The organism is Citrobacter sp. Cf072 (genome assembly GCF_030334485.1).
In the GTDB taxonomy this organism is placed as follows: Bacteria; Pseudomonadota; Gammaproteobacteria; order Enterobacterales; family Enterobacteriaceae; genus Citrobacter; species Citrobacter freundii.
On sequence record NZ_JAOWDX010000047.1, the window covers coordinates 274,099 to 296,514 of the forward strand.

Here is a 22,416-nt window from a genome sequence, read left to right on the forward strand (position 1 = left end):
ATTGTCTCTGGTTCGTCTTCTAATGATTTGCGCTGGTTTTGAAAATTAGGAGAATAACCTTAGCTTTCTTTATCGCTCCCGTTTAGTCTTACGGCAAACTGCGGTTTTTGTTATATTTTCGCTGCCTCGTCGGGAAAAAATAAAGAGAGAATCAACATGAAATGGCTATGTTCTGTAGGTGTCGCGGTGAGTCTGGCGTTGCAACCAGCGCAGGCGGACACGCTGTTTGGTAACCATCCTCTGACGCCAGAAGCGCGGGATGCATTCGTTACCGATTTACTTAAACAGATGACCGTGGATGAGAAAATTGGGCAACTACGCTTGATAAGCGTCGGGCCTGATAACCCGAAAGAAGCCATCCGCGAGATGATCAAAGACGGGCAGGTTGGGGCAATTTTTAACACCGTCACGCGCCAGGATATCCGCAAAATGCAGGATCAGGTGATGGAACTCAGCCGCCTGAAAATTCCTCTCTTTTTTGCCTACGACGTATTGCACGGCCAACGTACCGTGTTCCCGATAAGTCTCGGCCTGGCATCCTCTTTTAATCTCGATGCGGTCAGAACCGTTGGCCGTATTTCCGCGTATGAAGCCGCCGATGATGGTCTGAATATGACCTGGGCGCCAATGGTCGATGTCTCTCGCGATCCGCGTTGGGGCCGTGCTTCAGAAGGTTTTGGTGAAGACACGTATTTAACGGCTACGATGGGTAAAACCATGGTAGAAGCGATGCAGGGTAAAAGCCCGGCGGATCGCTATTCGGTGATGACCAGCGTCAAGCACTTCGCTGCTTATGGCGCGGTTGAAGGTGGCAAGGAATATAACACCGTCGATATGAGCCCACAGCGTCTGTTCAACGACTATATGCCGCCGTATAAAGCCGGGCTGGACGCTGGTAGCGGTGCGGTAATGGTAGGACTTAATTCGCTAAACGGTACGCCTGCAACCTCAGATGCATGGCTGCTCAAAGACGTGCTGCGTGATGAATGGGGCTTTAAGGGTATTACCGTTTCCGATCACGGCGCGATTAAGGAACTGATTAAGCACGGTACTGCCTCCGATCCTGAAGATGCGGTGCGTGTGGCGATCAAGTCCGGCATCAATATGAGTATGAGCGATGAGTATTACAGCAAATATCTTCCGGGCTTGATTAAATCCGGCAAAGTGACGATGGCGGAGCTGGATGACGCCGCGCGCCACGTGCTGAACGTGAAATATGATATGGGGCTGTTTAACGACCCGTACAGTCATCTGGGGGCCAAAGAATCTGACCCACAGGACACCAACGCGGAAAGCCGTTTGCACCGTAAAGAGGCGCGTGAAGTAGCGCGAGAAAGCCTGGTGCTGCTGAAAAACCGTCTGGAAACGTTGCCGCTGAAAAAATCCGCCACCGTGGCAGTCGTCGGTCCGTTGGCCGACAGCAAGCGTGATGTGATGGGCAGTTGGTCCGCTGCCGGTGTTGCCGATCAGTCGGTAACGGTACTGACGGGGATTAAAAATGCCGTCGGCGATCAGGGCAAAGTGCTGTACGCCAAAGGGGCGAATATCACCAACGACAAAGGCATTGTCGATTTCCTCAATCTGTATGAAGAGGCGGTGAAGGTTGACCCGCGCTCGCCGCAGGCGATGATCGATGAAGCCGTGAACGCAGCGAAGCAGTCTGACGTGGTGGTTGCGGTAGTCGGCGAAGCGCAGGGTATGGCGCATGAAGCTTCCAGCCGCACCGATATCACCATTCCACAGAGTCAGCGTGACCTGATTGCCGCGCTGAAAGCCACCGGTAAACCTCTGGTTCTGGTACTGATGAACGGACGTCCGCTGGCGTTGGTTAAAGAAGATCAACAGGCCGATGCGATCCTCGAAACCTGGTTTGCCGGGACGGAAGGCGGTAACGCCATCGCCGATGTGCTGTTTGGTGATTACAACCCGTCAGGCAAGCTGCCGATGTCTTTCCCGCGCTCTGTCGGACAGATCCCGGTCTATTACAGCCATCTCAATACCGGTCGTCCGTATAACGCAGATAAGCCGAACAAGTACACGTCGCGCTACTTTGATGAAGCGAATGGTCCGTTGTATCCCTTTGGTTATGGCCTGAGCTACACCACGTTCACGGTTTCTGATGTGAAGCTCTCTTCTCCAACGATGAAGCGTGACGGGACCGTGACGGCCAGCGTGCAGGTGACCAACACCGGCAAGCGCGAAGGTGCGACGGTGATTCAGATGTATTTGCAGGACGTGACCGCTTCCATGAGTCGTCCGGTAAAACAGCTGAAAGGTTTTGAGAAAGTGAATCTTAAGCCGGGTGAAACCCAGACCGTCAGCTTCCCGATTGACATTGACGCGCTGAAGTTCTGGAATCAGCGTATGCAATACGATGCAGAACCGGGCAAGTTTAACGTCTTTATCGGCGTGGATTCCGCCAGAGTGAAGCAGGGCGAATTTGAGCTGCTGTAATTGATTAGCGAGTAAAGGCCGGGTTTCCGGCCTTTATCTTTAGGTGTATGCGCCGCGTCTGCTTCTTATTTCTCATCACGTTATTGCTAACGAATCCCTCTCTTACTCCCCAATTGCCAGGTTAAGCCCTGATTTTTCGACTATGCTTTTTCCTCAAGTCTCTGAAAAGGGCCGCAAAAGGATGAGGAGTACAGCATGATAATCTCAAAAGTATCGGTGGGTTCGCTGGCGCTGTTAGCTGCGATAAGCCTACCCTTACAGGCCGCGTCACCCGTCACGGTCGGTTCAAAAATAGATACCGAAGGGGCGCTGCTCGGCAACATTATTTTGCAGGTGCTCGAAAGCCATGGCGTGAAAACCGTCAATAAAATACAGCTTGGTACCACCCCAGTGGTGCGTGGGGCAATCACCTCCGGTGAGCTGGATATTTATCCGGAATATACCGGTAATGGCGCATTCTTTTTTAAAGATGAAAATGATCCCGCGTGGAAAAATGCGCAGGCTGGATTCGACAAAGTGAAAAAGCTGGATGCAGAGCAAAATAAGCTGGTCTGGCTAACCCCTGCACCCGCCAACAACACCTGGACTATTGCAGTACGCCAGGATGTCGCGCAAAAGAACAAACTTGAGTCCCTTGCTGATTTAGGCCGTTACCTGAAGGACGGAGGAACGTTCAAACTTGCCGCCTCTGCGGAATTCATCGAACGGGCTGACGCGCTGCCAGCGTTTGAAAAAGCCTATGATTTCAAACTGAATCAAAATCAGCTGTTGTCGCTGGCTGGGGGGGATACCGCGGTGACGATTAAAGCGGCGGCGCAGCAGACTTCTGGAGTCAATGCGGCGATGGCTTATGGCACCGATGGCCCGGTTGCGGCGCTCGGTCTGCAAACTTTAAGCGATCCAAAAGGTGTCCAGCCCATTTATGCGCCAGCACCCGTCGTACGTGAATCTGTGCTGAAAGACTATCCGCAAATGGGAGAGTGGCTACAGCCGGTTTTTGCCAGTCTGGATGAAAAAACGTTGCAGCAGCTGAATGCCAGTATTGCCGTGGAGGGGCTGGATGCGAAAAAAGTCGCAGCAGATTACCTGAAGCAAAAAGGATGGGTGAAGTAACGGCGTTTGCAGCGGGTGGGTGTTTTGTCGAATATTTCGGTCAATCGGGTGCTGTTGTTGCTGGTGCTTCTTACTTTCGCGGCGGCAGCGCTGCCTTTCATTAGCTATGCCCCTAATCGTCTGGTGTCCGGCGAAGGTCGTCAACTCTGGGATATCAGCTCCGACACGGCATGGGGATTGGCGGTGGCCTGTTTGCTGCTGTGTCTTCTGAGCGTTGTACCGGGAAGGTCCGGCAATATATTGGCGCTTATTGTTTGCCAACTGTTGGTGATCGCCGCGCTGGTAACCGCAGGTACAACGGCAACGTATCTGGCGAAGACGGGGAGTCCGCTGGCCAGAACCAGTCTGGGCAGTGGATTCTGGTTGGGCGTGGGGCTGATACTGCTGGCCGCCAGTGACGCTATTCGTCGCATTACCGTTCAGGCACTGTGGCGTTGGGCGCTGCATGCTCAAATATTCATTGTGCCGCTGGTGCTTTTGTTCTCCGGCACGTTTAACGATCTTTCTCTGCTTAAAGAATATGCCAACCGCCAGGATGTCTTCAACGACGCGCTGGCGCAGCATCTGACAATTCTGTTCGCTACCGTGGTGCCCGCGCTGCTTATTGGTGTGCCACTGGGCATCTGGTGTGCTTTCTCTGTCACCCGTCAGGGGCCGGTATTTGCACTACTGAATATCATCCAAACCATTCCCTCCGTCGCGCTGTTTGGCCTGTTAATTGCGCCGCTTGCCGGGTTGGTGAAGCACTTTCCTTTATTGGGCAAGTTCGGCGTCGCGGGAACCGGTATGACGCCTGCGCTTATTGCGTTGGTGCTGTATGCGTTGTTACCGCTGGTACGTGGCGTTGTGGCTGGGATGAATCAGGTACCGCGGGATGTACTGGAAAGCGCTCGAGCAATGGGAATGAACACTTTCCAGCGATTTGTCTCGGTGCAGTTCCCGCTGGCATTGCCGGTCTTCTTACGCAGTTTACGGGTAGTGATGGTGCAAACCGTGGGAATGGCGGTGATTGCTGCGCTGATTGGAGCAGGGGGATTTGGCGCGCTGGTCTTTCAGGGATTGCTCAGTAGCGCCGTCGATTTAGTGCTGTTGGGCGTGATCCCAGTCGTTGTGCTGGCAGTGTTGATTGATGCGCTGTTTGATTTAGGTCTCGCGCTGCTAAAGGTATCGAATAATGATTGAATTTCGCCACGTCAGTAAAACCTATGGTCAGCAAAAAGCCGTTGATGACCTTAACCTGCAGTTAGGGGAGGGCAGCTTTTCGGTGCTAATCGGCACGTCAGGTTCGGGGAAGTCCACCACGCTAAAGATGATCAATCGGCTGGTTGAACACGACAGCGGGCAGATCCGCTTTGCCGGAGAAGAAATTCGTAGCCTGCCGGTGCTGGAGCTACGACGGCGCATGGGGTACGCGATTCAGTCTATTGGCTTGTTTCCCCACTGGACCGTCGCGCAGAACATCGCCACCGTACCGCAACTGCAAAAGTGGTCGCGCTCACGTATTGATGACCGAACAGATGAACTGATGGCGCTGCTGGGTCTTGAGGAAAGTTTGCGCCACCGTTATCCGCATCAGCTTTCCGGCGGACAGCAGCAGCGGGTCGGGGTTGCGCGTGCCCTGGCGGCGGATCCGCAGGTGCTATTGATGGATGAGCCTTTTGGCGCGCTGGACCCGGTCACCCGCGGTGCGCTGCAGCAGGAGATGACGCGTATTCACCGTTTGTTGGGGCGTACCATTGTGTTAGTGACGCATGATATCGACGAGGCGCTAAGACTGGCGGAACATCTGGTGCTGATGGATGCAGGAAAGGTCGTGCAGCAAGGCACGCCGCTGTCGATGCTCACTGCGCCAGCGAATGATTTCGTACAAACCTTTTTTGGCCGCAGTGAACTGGGCGTACGTCTGTTGTCGCTGCGTACGGTAGGCGATTTTATCCGTCGAGGAGAACACTCAGACGGCGAGCCGCTGGTGGATGAGATGACGCTTCGTGATGCGTTATCGGTGTTCGTGGCGCGCGGTTGCGACGTTTTACCGGTTGTGACGCTGCAGGGGTTATCCTGCGGAACGCTCCATTTTCGCGATTTGCTTTCGGAGATGCCGACCCGTGAAACGTCTTGCTGATCCACTGCTGTGGCTTGTTGCGTTGTTTCTGATCCTGTTGGTTGGATTGCCTCACAGTCAGACCCTGTTTAGTTCGCTATTTCCTGAGCTGCCACGTCCCGTGTATCAGCAGGAAAGTTTTACAGCGTTGGCGCTGGCCCATTTTACACTGGTAGGGATCTCAAGCCTTATCGCCGTATTGATTGGCGTTGGGGCGGGAATTGCGGTAACCCGACCCTGGGGCGCGGAATTCAGGCCGATAGTGGAAACGATTGCCGCCGTGGGGCAGACATTTCCGCCAGTTGCGGTGTTGGCGATCGCTGTACCGGTGATGGGATTTGGTCCTGAACCGGCAATTATTGCGCTGATCCTGTATGGGGTATTACCGATCTTGCAGGCAACCCTGGCGGGACTTGGCGGCATTTCTTCCAGCGTGATGGATATCGCCAGTGGAATGGGCATGAGTCAGGGGCAGCGGCTGCGTAAAGTAGAGTTACCGCTGGCGGCCCCGGTTATTCTGGCCGGGATTCGCACGTCGGTGATTATTAATATAGGCACTGCAACCATCGCCTCAACCGTTGGAGCGAACACGCTGGGTACGCCGATTATTATCGGGCTGAGTGGGTTCAATACCGCCTATGTGATTCAGGGGGCGCTGTTGGTCGCGCTGGCAGCGGTAATTGTTGACCGCGGTTTTGAGAAATTAGCGAGACATCTTACCCGGCACGTAAAATAAAGGTATAACCTGCCAGCATGACACCGCCGATACCGCCGATGGCCATCAGCAGGAAGAGGGTAATGACACCGATTTTAGCTGCGCTCATTATGCACTCCTTATGTGAATCCAAGGATTGTACACGTTTGTTAATAGAATATTAAATACCGAGTGGATAAATATCGTGACCCAACGCGCGCCATTCATTCAGCTGTTGTTGCTGAGCGGGCGTTTGGTTATCGCCGCACCAGACAAGCAAGGTACGACCTTCAAACAGCTCCGGTCGCAGTTGGTTCAGCGAATGAGCAAGGACGTCAATGCGCCACCCCTGCTGGCTGGCGACCCAACCTTCCAGCCATAAGCGGGTCGTATCCTGAATGTTCCAGCCAACCACCAGAGCATCTTTGCCCTGTTTCTTGCGTGCTGAGGCAAGACAAATCGCGATGTAGTTGATTAGTACGCCGTCGAGGATCCCCAGTAACGCCTGGAGGATCGGCTGCTGACATTGCAGACGTCGGCGTAACGGAATGAATAAATGGGTGTTGAGCGTTTGTGCGGGATAATCCTGACCACGCTCTTTTATCCACAGTCTGAGACTATGCAGATTATTACTTTGCAAATAGTTCAACAGCGTCTCTTGTTGTTCACGCCAACCGTTATGCACATCAATGCTCTCATTGCTGAGCAACATTTTAACCTTGCTGACCTGGACACCGTTGTTGATCCAGCGTTTTATCTCACGGATCCGATCGATATCCGCGTCGTTAAACAGGCGATGTCCGCCGTCTGTCCGTTGCGGTTTCAGTAATCCGTAACGCCTCTGCCACGCGCGTAAAGTGACAGGGTTGATATCACAAAGCAAAGCCACTTCACCTATTGTGTAAAGCGCCATCGTCGTCTCACTTATGCTTGCGAGGTCCCAGTTTTACTTTAGACGCTCTTTTGCGAACCAGGTAGTTTTGCCTGTTTTTTGATCAATAAATGGGTGGGTTTGTAGTCATGATCGCGCTTTCGAGTGATCGTTCTCACAAATTCCTTTTTTTTTGCAACACTTCAAAGAAAGTTACGCGCAGCCCATGTATGTTACGCGCTTTTAAGAGATGTGTGGTTGGCGGGTATGTACGAGTTTAATCTGGTGTTGCTGCTGCTTCAGCAGATGTGCGTGTTTCTCGTTATCGCGTGGCTCATGAGCAAAACGCGTTTGTTTATTCCGCTGATGCAGGTGACTATCCGGCTGCCGCACAAACTGCTTTGCTACGTTACCTTTTCCATTTTCTGCATTTTGGGCACCTATTTCGGGCTGCACATTGATGACTCCATTGCGAATACTCGCGCTATTGGTGCGGTAATGGGCGGGCTGCTTGGCGGCCCTGTGGTTGGCGGCTTAGTCGGTCTGACCGGTGGTTTACATCGTTATTCAATGGGCGGAATGACGGCGCTTAGCTGCATGATCTCGACCATTGTGGAAGGGTTGCTCGGCGGACTGGTGCACAGCGTGCTCACCCGTCGTGGTCGTACCGATAAAGTATTCAGCCCGCTGACGGCGGGCGCCATTACCTTTGTTGCTGAACTGGTGCAGATGTTGATCATCTTATTGATCGCCAGGCCGTTTGATGATGCCTATCGACTGGTCAGCAATATTGCCGCGCCTATGATGGTGACCAATACCGTCGGCGCCGCCTTATTTATGCGTATTTTGCTCGATAAACGGGCGATGTTTGAAAAATATACCTCCGCTTTTTCCGCCACCGCGCTCAAAGTTGCCGCTTCAACGGAAGGGATTTTGCGCCAGGGGTTCAACGAGGTTAACAGCATGAAGGTTGCTCAGGTGCTGTATGAAGAGCTGGATATCGGTGCGGTGGCGATTACCGATCGTGAGAAACTGCTGGCATTTACCGGTATTGGTGACGACCATCATCTGCCGGGCAAACCTATCTCTTCCTCGTACACCCAGCGGGCGATTGAAACCGGAGAGGTGGTTTATGCCGACGGCAATGAAGTCCCTTATCGCTGCTCTTTGCATCCGCAATGCAAATTAGGTTCGACGCTGGTGATCCCCTTGCGGGGTGAAAACCAGCGGGTGATGGGGACCATCAAACTGTATGAAGCCAAAAACCGTCTCTTTAGCTCAATCAACCGCACGCTGGGGGAAGGGATCGCCCAACTGCTTTCGGCGCAGATTCTGGCCGGACAGTATGAGCGGCAAAAAGCGATGCTCACGCAGTCGGAAATAAAACTCCTGCACGCCCAGGTCAATCCCCATTTTCTGTTTAATGCGCTCAACACCATCAAAGCTGTGATCCGACGTGATAGCGAGCAGGCCAGCCAACTGGTGCAGTATCTGTCGACGTTCTTTCGTAAAAATTTAAAACGCCCGTCGGAAATTGTGACGCTGGCCGATGAAATTGAACACGTTAATGCTTATCTGCAAATTGAAAAGGCACGGTTCCAATCGCGTCTTCAGGTGACCTTGACAGTGCCAGAAGAACTTTCGCATCAGCAATTACCCGCTTTTACTCTGCAACCCATCGTGGAGAATGCCATCAAACACGGTACTTCTCAGTTATTAGATACCGGTGAAGTATCGATTACCGCCCGTCGAGAAGGGCAATATCTGATGCTGGATATCGAAGACAATGCCGGGTTGTATCAGCCAACATCAGAAGCCAGTGGACTGGGTATGAATCTGGTCGATAAACGACTGCGCGAGCGGTTTGGCGATGATTTTGGCATTAGCGTAGCGTGTGAACCTGACCGCTTTACCCGAATCACTTTACGACTTCCCCTGGAGGAACTGGCATGATCAAAGTGCTAATTGTCGATGACGAACCGTTAGCCCGGGAGAATCTGCGGATCCTGTTGCAGGAGCAAAGCGACATCGAGATTGTCGGCGAATGTTCGAATGCGGTGGAAGCCATTGGCGCGGTACATAAATTGCGTCCGGATGTTCTGTTCCTTGATATTCAGATGCCGCGAATCAGCGGCCTGGAAATGGTTGGCATGCTTGATCCCGAGCATCGTCCGTACATTGTTTTTCTGACCGCCTTTGATGAGTATGCGGTGAAAGCCTTTGAAGAACATGCGTTTGATTATCTGCTCAAGCCGATCGAAGAAGCTCGGCTGGAAAAAACGCTGATCCGTTTGCGTCAGGAGCGCACGAAGCAGGATGTATCACTCCTGCCAGAAAATCAGCAGGCGCTGAAGTTTATTCCGTGCAGCGGTCACAGCCGAATTTATTTGTTGCAAATGGATGACGTGGCGTTTATCAGCAGCCGTATGAGTGGCGTATATGTGACCAGCAGTGATGGTAAAGAAGGCTTCACTGAGTTGACGCTCAGGACGCTGGAGAGCCGTACTCCTCTGCTGCGTTGTCATAGACAATATCTAGTAAATATGGCGCAATTGCAGGAGATCCGTCTGGAAGACAACGGCCAGGCGGAACTGATTTTGCGTAACGGGCTGACTGTTCCGGTGAGTCGTCGTTATCTTAAAAGTCTAAAAGAGGCGATTGGACTGTAAAACTGATACACTGCGCGCCATTGCATCACCGACAGTTGAAGGCTCTATGCTAAGTAACGATATTCTTCGTAGCCTGCGCTACACCCTGAAAGCGAACAATAACGACATGGTGCGTATTCTTGCGCTTGCTGACATGGAATCCATCTCCGCAAATTTCGATACCTGGACGACAAAAGAAGATGAAGACGGGTTTGTTCGCTGCCCGGATATCATTCTCTCCGGTTTTTTAAACGGTCTGATTTATCATCTGCGTGGTAAAGATGATTCTGCACCGGAACTGGCGCTTGAGCGTCGTGTTAACAATAATACGGTGCTGAAAAAACTGCGTATCGCTTTTTCACTGAAAACCGATGATATTCTGGCAATTATGACCGAGCAGAAATTCCGTGTGTCGATGCCGGAAATTACCGCCATGATGCGCGCGCCGGACCATAAGAATTATCGCGAATGCGGCGATCAGTTCCTGCGTTATTTTCTGCGTGGTTTAACGTCGCGAGAGCATAAAAAGAAAGCGTAAAGCAGCGCTGGCGACCACGATCAAAATCGGGTCGCCGATGCTTTACTTCACTTCTTTAAAACCCGCCGATTCCATTACCGTTTGCATTTGCTTCATGCTGATGTTTTTATCGGCGTTTTCAGATAGTTTCATCCCTGAAATGGCCTGCAACGCTTTTATATCAACTTTTTCCATATCGATAGTGACATTTTCTTGCGCGTAGGTATCTGAATAGGTGAGTTTTTCTTCTATACCAGTAATGTTTTGATATTTGGCGCTTAATGCGTCGAATACTTTTGCTGCTTCTTCTTTATTGCTGGCACCGACTGACGCATAGCTGATTTTACTTTCAGAGATTTGCTTCAGGACCTTATCACCTTTATAGGTGTAAGAGACAGTGATATCCGAACCGTTGAGGTTGGCATTAAATGTTTTTGTCTCTACTTTATCACCGCATCCTGCCAGGGAAAAAACCACAACCGATACCACGGCGAGAGAGAAAAATTTTTGTAACGCTTTCATGTAAAACTCCATTTCATGAATATCGGATGTTAAACAATAACCTCCACGAATCTGGTAAGCCCGGACTATCTTGATCCCAGTGCAGTATAGAATAAATCTAATATTAACAACTGAGCAGTCCGAAAATGGATTAAGGGTTAAGATTAGAGGAAGCACTCACGTAGCAAAAAAAAAGCGCTGCGGTTGCAGCGCTTGAGATACTTGACTTACTTCACCTGTTGGCCTGGTTTTGCACCTTCATCCGGGCTTAACAGGAAGATATCTTTCCCGCCAGGACCTGCGGCCATTACCATCCCTTCAGAAATGCCGAAGCGCATCTTACGAGGAGCCAGGTTAGCAACCATAATGGTCTGGCGGCCAATCAGGGTTTGTGGATCCGGATACGCAGAACGAATACCAGAGAAGACGTTTCGTTTCTCACCACCGAGATCCAGCGTCAGACGCAGCAGTTTGTCGGAACCTTCCACGAATTCGGCGTTTTCAATCAACGCTACGCGCAGGTCAACTTTGGCGAAATCGTCAAAGGTGATGGTTTCCTGAATCGGGTCATCCGCCAGCGGACCGGTTACTGGTGCGGCAGCGGCTTTCACTTCTTCTTTCGACGCTTCCACCAGCGCTTCAACTTGTTTCATGTCGATGCGATTGTACAGCGCTTTAAAGGTGTTGACCTTGTGACCGAGCAGTGGCTGCTCAATGGCATCCCAGCTCAGTTCGCAGTTCAGGAACGCTTCCACACGTTCAGCAAGCGTTGGCAGAACCGGCTTCAGGTAGGTCATCAGCACACGGAACAGGTTAATGCCCATGGAGCAAATTGCCTGCAGGTCGGCATCGCGGCCTTCCTGTTTAGCCACAACCCACGGTGCTTGTTCGTCAACGTAGCGGTTTGCCACGTCGGCCAGCGCCATGATTTCACGAATAGCTTTACCAAATTCACGGCTTTCCCATGCTTCGCCGATCGCTGCTGCGGCGTCGGTGAAGGTTTTATACAGCGCCGGGTCGGCCAGCTCAGTCGCCAGAATGCCGTCAAAACGCTTAGCAATAAAGCCTGCATTCCGGGATGCCAGGTTGACTACTTTGTTGACGATATCGGCATTAACGCGCTGGACAAAGTCCTCCAGGTTCAGGTCGATGTCATCAATACGTGAAGATAGTTTCGCCGTGTAGTAATAGCGCAGACTGTCGGCATCGAAGTGCTTCAGCCAGGTGCTTGCCTTAATGAAGGTGCCACGAGATTTAGACATCTTCGCGCCGTTCACTGTCACATAACCGTGGACGAACAGGTTGGTCGGCTTACGGAAGTTACTGCCTTCCAGCATGGCAGGCCAGAATAGGCTGTGGAAGTAAACGATATCCTTACCGATGAAGTGATACAGCTCGGCGTCGGAATCTTTCTTCCAGTATTCATCAAAGCTGGTGGTGTCACCGCGCTTATCGCACAGGTTTTTGAATGAACCCATATAGCCAATTGGCGCGTCCAGCCAGACGTAGAAGTATTTGCCAGGCGCATTCGGGATTTCAAAACCGAAGTACGGGGAATCGCGGGAAATATCCCACTGTTGCAGGCCGGATTCGAACCATTCCTGCATTTTGTTGGCGACCTGCTCCTGTAACGCGCCGCTGCGCGTCCACGCCTGCAGCATTTCGCTGAATGACGGCAGATCAAAGAAGAAGTGTTCGGAGTCACGCATCACCGGCGTCGCGCCAGACACAACGGATTTCGGCTCGATAAGTTCGGTCGGGCTGTAGGTTGCGCCGCAGACTTCACAGTTATCGCCGTACTGATCCGGAGACTTACATTTCGGGCAGGTGCCTTTAACAAAACGATCCGGCAGGAACATGCCTTTTTCCGGATCGTAAAGCTGGGAGATTGTACGGTTCTTAATAAAACCGTTTTCCTTCAGGCGCGTGTAAATCAGCTCAGACAGCTCACGGTTCTCTTCGCTGTGCGTCGAGTGGTAGTTGTCATAGCTGATGTCAAAACCTGCAAAATCAGTCTGATGCTCCTGACTCATTTCACCGATCATCTGCTCTGGCGTGATCCCAAGCTGCTGTGCTTTCAGCATGATTGGCGTACCGTGTGCGTCGTCCGCGCAGATGAAGTTAACCTGGTGGCCGCGCATTCGCTGGTAACGGACCCAGACATCAGCCTGGATGTGCTCCAGCATATGGCCGAGGTGGATTGAGCCGTTGGCGTACGGCAGCGCGCACGTTACCAGAATTTTCTTCGCGACTTGAGTCATAGTGGGCAATTACTTCTTTTGTAGTGAAAAGGGCTTTGATAGTACCAAAATGGTAATTACTGCGCCAAGCGATAAGGGCATTTATCCGTAAATGAATAATTGTTGCGGTTGGAGTAAACTACCTGGTGACTATTGTATATTCAGAACAACAAAAAGGAGTCGGGATGAACGCACAATCCCAGGCCAAATCACCAGAGACCCTGCGCGCCATGGTTGCCGGGACGCTGGCGAATTTTCAGCATTCAACCCTGAAGCATAATCTGACGACGCTTAAAGCGTTGCACCACGTCGCCTGGATGGATGACACGTTGCACGTTGAGCTGGTCATGCCGTTCGTCTGGCATAGCGCGTTTGAGGACTTAAAAGAGCAATGTAGCGCCGATCTGCTGCGTATTACCGGCGCGAAAGCGATCGACTGGAAACTGTCGCATAACATCGCGACGCTGAAACGCGTGAAAAACCAGCCAGGTATTAATGGTGTGAAAAACATCATCGCCGTCAGTTCAGGTAAAGGTGGCGTGGGTAAATCCTCTACCGCCGTGAACCTGGCGCTGGCGCTGGCTGCAGAAGGGGCGAAGGTGGGGATTCTGGACGCCGATATTTATGGTCCGTCTATCCCGACAATGCTTGGCGCGGAAAACCAGCGTCCAACCTCGCCAGATGGTACCCACATGGCGCCGATCATGTCTCATGGTCTGGCAACGAACTCCATTGGTTATCTGGTCACTGACGATAACGCGATGGTGTGGCGCGGCCCGATGGCCAGTAAAGCGCTGTTGCAGATGTTGCAGGAAACCTTATGGCCGGATCTTGATTATCTGGTACTGGATATGCCGCCGGGCACTGGTGACATCCAGTTGACGCTGGCGCAGAACATTCCGGTAACGGGCGCGGTTGTTGTCACTACGCCGCAGGACATCGCGCTGATCGATGCGAAAAAAGGCATTGTGATGTTCGAAAAAGTCGAAGTGCCGGTATTGGGTATTGTTGAGAATATGAGTATGCATATTTGCAGCAATTGTGGCCATCATGAGCCAATCTTTGGCACCGGTGGCGCGCAGAAACTGGCCGAGCAGTACCACACCCAACTGCTGGGACAAATGCCGCTGCATATTTCTCTGCGTGAAGACCTCGATCGCGGTACGCCGACGGTTATCAGCCGTCCAGACAGCGAATTTACCGCCATTTACCGCGACCTTGCAGGGCGTGTGGCGGCACAGCTGTATTGGCAGGGAGAAGTTATTCCGGGCGAGATTGCTTTCCGCGCGGTGTAATTTATAGCGTTACAGATATTCACCGCATTAATGTATTATTGATGCGGTGAATATATTAAATTTAAAAATATTACGATATTGTTCATTCTGCGTTTATAATTCATACCTTTTTCCGAATAAATCATCTCAATGCATCATTGTAATTGATCAAATCTATCTCATTAATCTACAATTTCAATTGGTTCAAACAAGGTAGTTAACCCATAATTCACAGTGCAGGCAGTTTGTATGCTGTTTTCCACCCATTACAGGAATAATGAACACAATGAAGAAAAGTTTATTCTTGGGAGTTATTACTCTGGCTTATGGAATGAGTTTGCAGGCTTTGGCTTCTGATACAATCGATGGAAAGCTAACAATCATCGGGCATGTTGTTGAGTCCACATGCCATATCGATATGACAGGTGGCGAGCCTCAAAATGATTGCCAGTCAGATGCGGCTCGATTGACGGCTGGAAACGACAAACCAAACTACCAAGGGGTCAATACGAAACGTGTGATGTTACCGGGTGATACGACACGGCAAATAGTGCTCAATACCTACGATTAATGACCTCAGAATGAATCTTGTCAAACGGCAGTTTTACCCAGCGTAATACTGCCGCTTCTTTAATTTTCCCTTCTATTACATTTGCTTTCCGTTATTTATTATTATCGTGAATAACTTAAATATGTATTATCTAATTCTTAAATAATGCTTAGTGAAATTTGCTTTAAATCAAATAAAACATCATTTCACATTGCGGTAAAATTATTCTCGTGACATTTTGATTTCGAAGTTGTTAAAAGGATGTGTTTATTAAAATTAATAAGGAATGACCTATGAAAAGATCCATTATTTTTTCGGCAATGTTACCATTTTTATCTGTCGGAATGGCGCATGCTGCGGATATCACTGATGAGGGACAGTTAATCATTCAAGCGACTGTAGAAGGGTCTTCTTGTCATTTTAATTCCAATGGTGGTGACTCGGCAATTATTGACATGGGTACAATTTCAACTTCTGATGTGTATAAAATTGGTATCGGAGCTATTAGCAATACAAAAGTTTGGAATACCGATGCAGATTCAATTGAAATTATTTGTCCGTCTACGGTAGAGTTAAAAAATATTACCTTTTCACCAACTAAATTCTCGGAACATCCGGGACTATTACAGGATGATGGGGACGATACTACCGGCGTAGGGTTCGCTGTTGATTTTTATAACACCACCACGAGTTTCGTTAATATCAACGAGAAACACCAGGTTGTGGATGTTAGCGGGTTGAAAGGTGAGTCCATTGGAAATGAAGGTGTCAAGTACACCTTAAAATTTGATGCCCGATGGGCACGACTGGCTCAGGTTGTTAACGCTGGCGATGTAAAATCTACGATAAAATTTACTGTTGAAACTGATTAATTCTAAATGGCTATATTGTCGGGATGACTCGACAATATAGCGCTATCAATAAGGTAGTGTATTATGAAACGGATTTTACTTTCAGGCCTGATAGCCTTGACGCTCCCGGCACACGCTGATATCGTGATTTATGGCACCCGTGTTATATATCCGGCAGAGAAAAAAGAGATTATCGTTCAGTTGATGAATGAGAGTACCAGGGCATCACTGGTACAATCCTGGATTGATGATGGCGATACTACATTACCTCCGGAAAAAATAGATGTACCATTTTTGCTGACTCCGCCAGTTATCCGTGTTAAAGGTAATTCAGGGCAGCAAATAAAAATCAAAAAAATTGCCAATAACTTACCAAGTGATAAAGAAAGTCTTTTTTATTTTAATGTGCTGGATATACCCCCAAATACAAATAATCAAGATGGGAAGAATACGCTAAAATTTGCCATGCAGAACAGATTGAAATTGCTGTACCGACCTAAGAGCGTCGAGTCAGTCACACAAAATAGTATTAAAAAGTTAAGTTTTTCTCGCAGCAACGGTGGGCTAAATTTAAATAATGCTACTGCGAATTGGATTACCATTCCCAAGATTGAAGCGAACAGAAATCAGCTAAATGGTAAAACTATTTTATTACCACCGTTATCCAGTCAACTGCTCCAACTGAGAAATAATGGTAGCAATCAGTATGTTGTGACCATTATTGATGATCGCGGTAATTATGTTAGCGATACGCTCAGAGTTAAATAATATGAGGTGTGGCCATGTTAAGGATAACTCCACTTGCTTCCACGATATTTTTTCTGTTGTTCTCGGGTCAGCTATTTGCTGAAGAAGAAACATTTGATACCCATTTTATGATGGGGGGATTAAAGGGTGAAAAGGTCAGTGATTTTAGATTTGATGGTGAAAAACCGATTTCTGGAACCTATGATCTAGATATCTATCTTAACAACCAATGGCGTGGAAAATATGAGTTGAATGTCAAAGATGAACCTGATGACACGTGTTTGACATGGGATCTCATTCATCGTCTTGGGATTAAGTCTGAAAGGATTAAAGTCGATAAAGAAGCACAATGTGTGCCTTTAAAAACTGCACTTAAAGGGGGAACTTCGACTTTTGATGTGAGCCGATTTCGCCTTGATCTCAATGTCCCGCAGGCTTTTGTCAATGAACTTGAATACGGTTACGTCGAGCCTGAAAACTGGGACCGGGGGATTAATGCGCTGTATACTTCCTATTATGTGAGCCAATACTATAGCGATTATAAAGACTCCGGTAACAGTAAAAATACTTTTGCTCGTTTTAATAGCGGGTTGAATTTATTTGGTTGGCAACTACATTCTGATGCCAGTTACAATAAGACTGATGATAGTAATGGTGAGTGGAAGAGTAATACGCTTTATCTGGAGCGCGGCATCCCGGAAATATTGGGCACATTGCGCGCGGGTGATATGTACACATCATCAGATATTTTTGATACCGTTCGGTTTTGCGGGGTGCGCTTGTATCGCGATATGCAGATGCTGCCGAACTCAAAACAGAATTTTACGCCGTTAGTTCAAGGGATTGCACAAAGTAATGCCCTTGTCACTATTGAACAAAATGGTTTTGTTGTCTATCAAAAAGAGGTACCGCCGGGCCCCTTCTCGATTGCCGATTTGCAGTTAGCAGGCGGCGGGTCGGACCTCGACGTTAGCGTGAAAGAAGCGGATGGTACCGTTACGACCTATCTGGTTCCTTATTCGTCTGTACCTAATATGTTACAGCCTGGCGTGTCTAAGTATGATTTTGTTGCGGGTCGCAGCCATATTGAAGGCGCCAGCAACCAAAGTGATTTCGTTCAGGCCAGTTATCAGTATGGCTTTAATAATCTATTAACGCTGTATGGCGGTACAATGCTGGGGGATAACTATAATGCTTTTACGCTGGGAACTGGCTGGAATACGCGCATTGGTGCTGTTTCTTTTGACGCCACGCAGTCACATAGTAAACAGGATAATGGTGACATTTTTGATGGCCAGAGTTACCAGGTTGCGTGGAATAAATATGTTACGCAGACAGGGACGCGATTTAGTTTAGCGGCATACCGATATTCTTCTCGTGACTATCGTACATTTAACGATCACGTATGGGCGAATAACAAAAACAGTTATCATCGTGATGAAAATGATGTCTACGATATTGCTGATTATTATCAGTATGATTTCGGTCGTAAAAACAGTTTTACAGCCAACATCAATCAGTCGCTTCCTGAGGGGTGGGGAGCCGTATCGCTAAGCACATTATGGCGTGACTACTGGGGACGTAGCGGTAGTAATAAAGATTATCAACTGAGCTACACCAATAGTTGGCAACGGATTAGCTATACGCTTTCTGCTAGCCAAACCTACGATGAAGATCATAATGAAGATAAACGTTTCAACATCTTTATCTCCATACCCTTTAACTGGGGAGATGGCATATCCACGCCACGGCGACAGGTATATCTCTCGAACTCGACCACATTTGATGATGATGGTTTCGCATCAAATAATACCGGTATCAGTGGGATTGCAGGCGATCGCGATCAATTTAACTATGGTTTAAACCTGAGCCATCAGCGACAAGACAGCGAAACCAGCGCTGGGGCAAACGTTACGTGGCGTGCTCCTGTTGCAACGGTTAACGGTAGTTATAGTCAATCTACAAAATATAAACAAAGCAGTGGCAGCATCTCCGGTGGGGTTGTGGCGTGGGCTGGTGGTATAAACCTGGCAAACCACCTTTCTGAGACTTTCGCCATCATAAATGCCCCCGGACTTGAAGGTGCTTATATCAATGGGCAGAAATATCGGGAGACCAACAGTAAAGGTACGGTGGTATATGATGGGATGAGTGCGTACCGTGAGAATATGCTGACACTGGATGTCTCTAATACCAATAGTGAAACAGAATTACAGGGTAACCGTAAAAGTGTTGCGCCATATCGTGGGGCAGTGGTCAAAGCGCAATTTGATACCGACCAGCGTAAGCCCTGGTATTTTAAAGCACTGCGACCGGATGGTTCCCCATTAACCTTTGGTTATGAAGTGGAAAGCGAACAGGGCGAAAATATTGGTCTGGTTGGGCAAGGCAGTATGTTGTTTATTCGTACTAATGACGTACCTGCAAAAATAAAAGTTGCCATTGATAAACAACAAGGACGTTACTGCACAATCTCCTTCAATCAGGAAATTGATGTCAGTAAGACATACTCATGTCAATAAAAGGATAATGATGATGAGATGGATACTGTTAACGGTATTAACATTATGCTCTTTTTGGGCACAGGCTGATAAATGTGATTTTGTTCCTCCGCCAAATATTACGGGAGCATATTCTTTCACCCCAGATTCGATGTCCGGTGTACTTGATGGTAGCGTTTTTGCTTCTGGCCAGGATGGCACTGTTGTACTGGACTGTAAGTCACAGGAGAGGGCATGGTTGAAGGCCGCAATGGCCATCTTGCATAGCAGTGAATATGCTTTTAAGGTAGGCAGTCAATATTATATTGTTTCCTTTTCAGTGAGTTATCAAGCAAAGGATATTGTTGCAAATAAAGCAAAGTATACATTGTCAGATTTTTTTGACATGGCGGGTTTAGTACTTAACTATTCAATTGTTGCGGCCCCAGACCGCGGGGCCGCAACGATCATCGCCCCTGGTGCGACTATCCCTCTCGTTACTGAGTTGAGCCTTGAATACTGTCAGGGAAATAAGGATAACTGTAGTTCAAAAAAATTAAATTATAATTTAAATGTTACGATTATGGTCGATATCACAACCTGCTATTTTGGTAATCAGGAAATTGATCTGGGGAGGATAAATATTAATGATCTTGATAAGAAAGAATTTGAGCTTCACCCGGTAATATTCACCTGTCAGGCAAGTGGGGCCGGGAATCTGAAGTTTACGCCTGTTAATCTATTATTTTATTTTGAACCGATGAGTCCGTTGGCGGAGGATTCGATAACCCTGACCAACGATTATGGTACTGCGGCGAATAGCGCAGGGTCGGTAGGATTTCAGTTATCAATGGACGGTTCAACCAGTATTGGCTATGGCAGAAGTAACCTGTATCGTTCTGACACTGTGAAAGGGAATACAGTACCAATCAATATTTACGCCCGCACCAGAACGTATGCAGGGAAAGTCACTGCGGGAGAAACAATGAGTCGGGTAAAGGTCGTTATTGACTATAATTAAAAAGTAAGCAAAGCAGGAAATTCACGCACCCAACTATACTGGGTGCGTTTATTTTACCGGTGATAAAAAATCTCGCCATCGTAAGCTTTAATGATCTTAGCATCGGCATCATTGACCAGCACATACGCGCCGCCCATGTAGGTCCAGTGGGTGCCTGCCGTCGGCGCGGGCAGATTGCGTAGATTCCACTGTTTAATGGTGTATTCTTCGGTGAGATACAGTGGTGGGACCTTGTCACCGGGTTTGAAATGGGTGAAGTCAGCAATAAAGCTGCTCAGTTCATATTTATCGATACCGGTGGGGGCAGCTGTTGCGGTTGGCGCGGCCCAGACGACGCTGCTTGCAAGCAGAAGTGCACCCAGCAACATTTTATTCTTCATACCCATCCTCTCTACCTCTTCGGGTCATCAAAATCAGTCATGTATCATTCCTGGCATACCGGATGTCTGACAAGCACTATTTTGTGATCACTCCAGTCATTTCGTAAAAAGTGTAAATGAAAGTACAGAATTGCAGCAACCTTGACCAGTAGTTTCACTGTGAGGGCGGGTAGTACGCCAATTTACATCGCTAAGCACAGGCAGTATCCTGTTACTGAAACCAGCATATTACGTTTGTGTTTCAACGACTCGGGGTGCCCTTCCTAGTGAAGGCTGAGAAATACCCGTACCACCTGATCTGGATAATGCCAGCGTAGGGAAGTCTGACACTGCCCGTGTCCCTTCTTCGCGCGGGCAGGAGCTGAACCATGCAGCCTGACCTGCACAGCCGCGCGCTCGCGGCTCACACTTTGCACCAATTTAGAACCCTATCCCCGCTCACACACTGTATGACCAATGAGGTCGTGCAAAGCTTTACTGCCAATACATTACTGGCGCTGGGCGCATCGCCGGCGATGGTGATCGAACCTGAAGAAGCCAGCCAATTCGCCGCTATTGCCAGTGCATTGCTGGTTAATGTCGGCACCTTAACTCAGGAGCGTGCCACGGCGATGCGCGCCGCCGTTGAGCGGGCTTATCATGCTAAAACCCCGTGGACGCTCGATCCCGTTGCCGTAGGCGCGCTTGAGTTTCGCCGACGCTTTTGTCTGGATTTACTGTCGCTACAGCCTGCTGCTATTCGTGGCAACGCTTCGGAAATACTTGCTCTCGCCGGCATGAACGGTGGGGGACGCGGCGTGGATACAACCGATACAGCTGTCGCTGCGCTTCCGGCAGCGCAGGCGCTGGCTCGTCAGATTGGGACCATTGTCGTGGTTACCGGCGAAGTGGATTACGTCACCGATGGTCAGCGTACCGTTGGCGTGGACGGCGGCGACCCGTTAATGACTCGCGTGGTGGGCACCGGATGCGCGCTATCAGCGGTTGTTGCAGCCAGTTGTGCCTTGCGTGGTGACCGACTTGATAACGTCGCCTCCGCCTGTAGCTGGATGAAACAGGCCGGGCAAATCGCCACCGAGCAATCAAACGGACCGGGCAGCTTTGTCCCGGCATTTCTCGACGCCCTTTATAACCTGAACGCCCAGGAGTAAGCATGAAACGGATTAACGCATTAACGATCGCCGGAACCGATCCAAGCGGTGGCGCGGGTATTCAGGCCGATTTAAAAACCTTCTCGGCGCTGGGCGCATACGGCTGTTCCGTTATTACGGCGTTGGTGGCGCAAAATACGCGCGGGGTGCAGTCGGTGTATCGTATTGAACCTGACTTTGTCGCTGCGCAGCTGGACTCTGTGTTGAATGATGTGCGTATCGACACCACAAAAATTGGTATGTTGGCGGAGACGGATATTGTTGAAGCGGTCTCCGAACGTTTGCGTCGCCATCGGGTACAAAATGTGGTGCTGGACACGGTGATGTTGGCAAAAAGCGGCGATCCGTTGCTGTCACCCTCGGCGGTAGAAACGCTGCGTACCCGTTTGCTGCCACAGGTTTCGATTATCACCCCTAATTTACCCGAAGCTGCTGCACTGCTCGGGGCATCGCATGCGCAGACTGAGCAGGAGATGTTAGAGCAGGGAAGAGCGCTACGGGCGCTGGGTTGCGAGGCGGTGTTGATGAAGGGCGGTCATCTGGATGACGCGCAAAGCCCCGATTGGCTCTTTACTCGCAAAGGTGAGCAGCGTTTTACCGCGCCGAGGGTGATGACCAAAAATACCCATGGCACCGGCTGTACGCTATCGGCGGCGTTGGCAGCCCTGCGTCCGCGCCATAACAACTGGGCCGATACCGTACAGGAAGCCAAACTGTGGCTTTCAGCGGCGCTGGCACAGGCAGACACGCTGGAAGTTGGCGAGGGAATTGGTCCGGTGCATCATTTTCACGCGTGGTGGTAATGGGTATACTGGCTGCAGAA

At 49.6% G+C, this 22,416-nt stretch carries 21 protein-coding genes and 1 riboswitch; of the genes, 16 read left to right on the plus strand and 5 right to left on the minus strand.

Annotation, left to right across the window (positions count from 1 at the left end; genetic code table 11):
* Window positions 1–156 precede the first annotated feature (156 nt).
* The 5 genes from bglX to OGX66_RS20025 all read left to right on the plus strand — a co-directional run bounded on the left by bglX (window position 157) and on the right by OGX66_RS20025 (window position 6,404).
* On the plus strand, window positions 157–2,454 hold the full coding sequence (bglX, locus tag OGX66_RS20005) for a beta-glucosidase BglX (RefSeq protein ID WP_049015356.1): 2,298 nt from the start codon (window positions 157–159) through the stop codon (window positions 2,452–2,454).
* Between the two features lie 195 nt (window positions 2,455–2,649).
* Window positions 2,650–3,567, plus strand: a complete 918-nt coding sequence (gene osmF, locus OGX66_RS20010) for a glycine betaine ABC transporter substrate-binding protein OsmF (RefSeq protein ID WP_003840148.1) — start codon at window positions 2,650–2,652, stop codon at window positions 3,565–3,567.
* 15 nt (window positions 3,568–3,582) lie between these two features.
* Complete coding sequence (locus tag OGX66_RS20015) at window positions 3,583–4,749, plus strand: ABC transporter permease (protein ID WP_088903272.1); 1,167 nt, start codon at window positions 3,583–3,585, stop codon at window positions 4,747–4,749.
* Complete coding sequence (locus tag OGX66_RS20020; RefSeq protein ID WP_044711387.1) at window positions 4,742–5,689, plus strand: ABC transporter ATP-binding protein; 948 nt, start codon at window positions 4,742–4,744, stop codon at window positions 5,687–5,689. Before OGX66_RS20015 ends, OGX66_RS20020 begins: the two co-directional genes overlap by 8 nt.
* Window positions 5,673–6,404, plus strand: coding sequence for an ABC transporter permease (locus OGX66_RS20025; protein WP_003844383.1), 732 nt, complete (start codon window positions 5,673–5,675; stop codon window positions 6,402–6,404). The genes OGX66_RS20020 and OGX66_RS20025 overlap by 17 nt, the downstream gene beginning before the upstream one ends.
* Here OGX66_RS20025 and OGX66_RS20030 read toward each other — a convergent pair.
* Both OGX66_RS20030 and mlrA read right to left on the minus strand, forming a co-directional pair.
* Window positions 6,385–6,492 (minus strand): protein YohO, encoded by a 108-nt coding sequence (locus tag OGX66_RS20030; protein WP_003027354.1) that lies wholly within the window; start codon window positions 6,490–6,492, stop codon window positions 6,385–6,387. The genes OGX66_RS20025 and OGX66_RS20030 overlap by 20 nt on opposite strands.
* Before the next feature lie 51 nt (window positions 6,493–6,543).
* Entirely contained in the window at window positions 6,544–7,275 is a 732-nt protein-coding gene (mlrA, locus tag OGX66_RS20035; RefSeq protein ID WP_049002964.1) for an HTH-type transcriptional regulator MlrA, read from the minus strand.
* Between the two features lie 225 nt (window positions 7,276–7,500).
* On the opposite strand from mlrA, the gene OGX66_RS20040 reads away from it, so the two are divergent.
* From OGX66_RS20040 to OGX66_RS20050, 3 genes are read left to right on the plus strand one after another with little or no spacing between them, the layout of a single operon-like run.
* Window positions 7,501–9,186, plus strand: coding sequence for a sensor histidine kinase (locus OGX66_RS20040; RefSeq protein ID WP_003027348.1), 1,686 nt, complete (start codon window positions 7,501–7,503; stop codon window positions 9,184–9,186).
* Window positions 9,183–9,902 carry a two-component system response regulator BtsR gene (btsR, locus tag OGX66_RS20045; RefSeq protein ID WP_003840155.1) on the plus strand — a complete coding sequence of 240 codons (720 nt, stop codon included), beginning with the start codon at window positions 9,183–9,185 and terminating at the stop codon, window positions 9,900–9,902. The genes OGX66_RS20040 and btsR overlap by 4 nt, the downstream gene beginning before the upstream one ends.
* 46 nt (window positions 9,903–9,948) lie before the next feature.
* Window positions 9,949–10,419 (plus strand): YehS family protein, encoded by a 471-nt coding sequence (locus OGX66_RS20050; protein ID WP_003027346.1) that lies wholly within the window; start codon window positions 9,949–9,951, stop codon window positions 10,417–10,419.
* 42 nt (window positions 10,420–10,461) lie between these two features.
* Here OGX66_RS20050 and OGX66_RS20055 read toward each other — a convergent pair whose 3' ends face one another.
* Window positions 10,462–10,920, minus strand: a complete 459-nt coding sequence (locus OGX66_RS20055) for a YehR family lipoprotein (RefSeq protein WP_071697500.1) — start codon at window positions 10,918–10,920, stop codon at window positions 10,462–10,464.
* A gap of 206 nt (window positions 10,921–11,126) precedes the next feature.
* Window positions 11,127–13,160 (minus strand): methionine--tRNA ligase, encoded by a 2,034-nt coding sequence (gene metG / locus OGX66_RS20060; protein WP_003027344.1) that lies wholly within the window; start codon window positions 13,158–13,160, stop codon window positions 11,127–11,129.
* A 164-nt stretch (window positions 13,161–13,324) separates the two neighbouring features.
* On the opposite strand from metG, the gene apbC reads away from it, so the two are divergent.
* The 6 genes from apbC (at window position 13,325) to OGX66_RS20090 (ending at window position 20,062) form a co-directional block, all read left to right on the plus strand.
* Entirely contained in the window at window positions 13,325–14,434 is a 1,110-nt protein-coding gene (apbC, locus tag OGX66_RS20065) for an iron-sulfur cluster carrier protein ApbC (protein WP_003027343.1), read from the plus strand.
* Window positions 14,435–14,690: 256 nt separating this feature from the next.
* On the plus strand, window positions 14,691–14,984 hold the full coding sequence (locus OGX66_RS20070; RefSeq protein ID WP_225990940.1) for a DUF2574 family protein: 294 nt from the start codon (window positions 14,691–14,693) through the stop codon (window positions 14,982–14,984).
* A 272-nt stretch (window positions 14,985–15,256) separates the two neighbouring features.
* Window positions 15,257–15,835, plus strand: coding sequence for a fimbrial protein (locus tag OGX66_RS20075; protein WP_032936683.1), 579 nt, complete (start codon window positions 15,257–15,259; stop codon window positions 15,833–15,835).
* 63 nt (window positions 15,836–15,898) lie between these two features.
* Complete coding sequence (locus tag OGX66_RS20080; protein ID WP_048240680.1) at window positions 15,899–16,582, plus strand: fimbria/pilus periplasmic chaperone; 684 nt, start codon at window positions 15,899–15,901, stop codon at window positions 16,580–16,582.
* A gap of 14 nt (window positions 16,583–16,596) precedes the next feature.
* On the plus strand, window positions 16,597–19,083 hold the full coding sequence (locus tag OGX66_RS20085) for a fimbrial biogenesis outer membrane usher protein (protein ID WP_136345869.1): 2,487 nt from the start codon (window positions 16,597–16,599) through the stop codon (window positions 19,081–19,083).
* Entirely contained in the window at window positions 19,055–20,062 is a 1,008-nt protein-coding gene (locus OGX66_RS20090; protein WP_136345868.1) for a fimbrial protein, read from the plus strand. The genes OGX66_RS20085 and OGX66_RS20090 overlap by 29 nt, the downstream gene beginning before the upstream one ends.
* Window positions 20,063–20,115: 53 nt before the next feature.
* On the opposite strand, the gene OGX66_RS20095 is transcribed toward OGX66_RS20090, so the two are convergent.
* Window positions 20,116–20,448, minus strand: coding sequence for an RcnB family protein (locus OGX66_RS20095; protein ID WP_016150637.1), 333 nt, complete (start codon window positions 20,446–20,448; stop codon window positions 20,116–20,118).
* Window positions 20,449–20,682: 234 nt separating this feature from the next.
* Window positions 20,683–20,779: riboswitch (TPP riboswitch) on the plus strand.
* Window positions 20,780–20,810: 31 nt separating this feature from the next.
* Here OGX66_RS20095 and thiM point away from each other — a divergent pair.
* Both thiM and thiD read left to right on the plus strand, forming a co-directional pair.
* Window positions 20,811–21,593, plus strand: coding sequence for a hydroxyethylthiazole kinase (gene thiM, locus OGX66_RS20100; RefSeq protein ID WP_060854715.1), 783 nt, complete (start codon window positions 20,811–20,813; stop codon window positions 21,591–21,593).
* A gap of 2 nt (window positions 21,594–21,595) precedes the next feature.
* Window positions 21,596–22,396 carry a bifunctional hydroxymethylpyrimidine kinase/phosphomethylpyrimidine kinase gene (gene thiD / locus OGX66_RS20105; RefSeq protein ID WP_088903286.1) on the plus strand — a complete coding sequence of 267 codons (801 nt, stop codon included), beginning with the start codon at window positions 21,596–21,598 and terminating at the stop codon, window positions 22,394–22,396.
* Window positions 22,397–22,416 lie beyond the last annotated feature (20 nt).

What these genes read in the sequence shown, in the direction of transcription:
- bglX (WP_049015356.1), top strand. Translation starts at nt 157, where the DNA reads ATGAAATGGCTATGTTCTGTAGGTGTCGCGGTGAGTCTGGCGTTGCAA.
- osmF (WP_003840148.1), top strand. Translation starts at nt 2,650, where the DNA reads ATGATAATCTCAAAAGTATCGGTGGGTTCGCTGGCGCTGTTAGCTGCG.
- OGX66_RS20020 (WP_044711387.1), top strand. Translation starts at nt 4,742, where the DNA reads ATGATTGAATTTCGCCACGTCAGTAAAACCTATGGTCAGCAAAAAGCC.
- OGX66_RS20030 (WP_003027354.1), bottom strand. Translation starts at nt 6,492, where the DNA reads ATGAGCGCAGCTAAAATCGGTGTCATTACCCTCTTCCTGCTGATGGCC.
- mlrA (WP_049002964.1), bottom strand. Translation starts at nt 7,275, where the DNA reads ATGGCGCTTTACACAATAGGTGAAGTGGCTTTGCTTTGTGATATCAAC.
- OGX66_RS20040 (WP_003027348.1), top strand. Translation starts at nt 7,501, where the DNA reads ATGTACGAGTTTAATCTGGTGTTGCTGCTGCTTCAGCAGATGTGCGTG.
- btsR (WP_003840155.1), top strand. Translation starts at nt 9,183, where the DNA reads ATGATCAAAGTGCTAATTGTCGATGACGAACCGTTAGCCCGGGAGAAT.
- OGX66_RS20050 (WP_003027346.1), top strand. Translation starts at nt 9,949, where the DNA reads ATGCTAAGTAACGATATTCTTCGTAGCCTGCGCTACACCCTGAAAGCG.
- OGX66_RS20055 (WP_071697500.1), bottom strand. Translation starts at nt 10,920, where the DNA reads ATGAAAGCGTTACAAAAATTTTTCTCTCTCGCCGTGGTATCGGTTGTG.
- metG (WP_003027344.1), bottom strand. Translation starts at nt 13,160, where the DNA reads ATGACTCAAGTCGCGAAGAAAATTCTGGTAACGTGCGCGCTGCCGTAC.
- apbC (WP_003027343.1), top strand. Translation starts at nt 13,325, where the DNA reads ATGAACGCACAATCCCAGGCCAAATCACCAGAGACCCTGCGCGCCATG.
- OGX66_RS20070 (WP_225990940.1), top strand. Translation starts at nt 14,691, where the DNA reads ATGAACACAATGAAGAAAAGTTTATTCTTGGGAGTTATTACTCTGGCT.
- OGX66_RS20075 (WP_032936683.1), top strand. Translation starts at nt 15,257, where the DNA reads ATGAAAAGATCCATTATTTTTTCGGCAATGTTACCATTTTTATCTGTC.
- OGX66_RS20080 (WP_048240680.1), top strand. Translation starts at nt 15,899, where the DNA reads ATGAAACGGATTTTACTTTCAGGCCTGATAGCCTTGACGCTCCCGGCA.
- OGX66_RS20085 (WP_136345869.1), top strand. Translation starts at nt 16,597, where the DNA reads ATGTTAAGGATAACTCCACTTGCTTCCACGATATTTTTTCTGTTGTTC.
- OGX66_RS20090 (WP_136345868.1), top strand. Translation starts at nt 19,055, where the DNA reads ATGTCAGTAAGACATACTCATGTCAATAAAAGGATAATGATGATGAGA.
- OGX66_RS20095 (WP_016150637.1), bottom strand. Translation starts at nt 20,448, where the DNA reads ATGGGTATGAAGAATAAAATGTTGCTGGGTGCACTTCTGCTTGCAAGC.
- thiM (WP_060854715.1), top strand. Translation starts at nt 20,811, where the DNA reads ATGCAGCCTGACCTGCACAGCCGCGCGCTCGCGGCTCACACTTTGCAC.
- thiD (WP_088903286.1), top strand. Translation starts at nt 21,596, where the DNA reads ATGAAACGGATTAACGCATTAACGATCGCCGGAACCGATCCAAGCGGT.